We start from the raw sequence: 659 nt of genomic DNA, 5'->3' as shown, positions 1-659 counted from the left end.
GCCACGTCCTTCTTCGGCTCCTAGTGCCTAGGCATCCTCCGTGTGCTCTTTCTAGCTTAACCATTTATAGGGATCTTTTGCGTTAGCAAAAGTCTCTCCTAATTGAAAGAGTTAAAGATTTTTGCATGATCCGAAGATCAAGCAACCTAAGTTCTTACTTTACGTTTTGTTTCGTTATCTAGTTTTCAAGGAACAATGTTGCAACCGTTATATTCGCAAAACGATGTTGGTTGTCAACCGTTTGTACCCTATTTCGATTTAACTGGATTTCCTGTAGTTAATTTTGATGAATACGTTGGTTTTAAGCATTTAACTGGAAATTCTACAGTTAATTCAGGCTTAAAGTCTGAATCAGACCAAAAGCGATCAAATTAACTACATATTTCCCTGTTATTTCACTTAAAACTCCTAATTCCTCGAAAATAACTGTAGTTTTTCCTGTTATTTCAGAAATATCGGTATGTTTGAAAGATTGCTCTTTCAAAACTGAACACGAGTGAGTTAAGCGATTTGTGTGTTAAACACACTTGACTGGATCTATCAGATCCGAGTCTCCATAGAAAGGAGGTGATCCAGCCGCACCTTCCGATACGGCTACCTTGTTACGACTTCACCCCAATCATCTACCCCACCTTCGGCGGCTGGCTCCCTGGCTCCCT

The 659-nt window shown here is 40.1% G+C and carries 1 rRNA gene; it reads right to left on the bottom strand.

The window, feature by feature from the left end:
- Positions 1-560 precede the first annotated feature (560 nt).
- A 16S ribosomal RNA gene (locus AB4114_RS35800) occupies positions 561-659 on the bottom strand; the annotation flags it as partial.

The sequence above is a fragment of the Paenibacillus sp. 2RAB27 genome, from assembly GCF_052115445.1.
Taxonomy (GTDB): domain Bacteria; phylum Bacillota; class Bacilli; order Paenibacillales; family NBRC-103111; genus Paenibacillus_E.
This window is presented reverse-complemented; position numbering and strand designations above follow the sequence as displayed.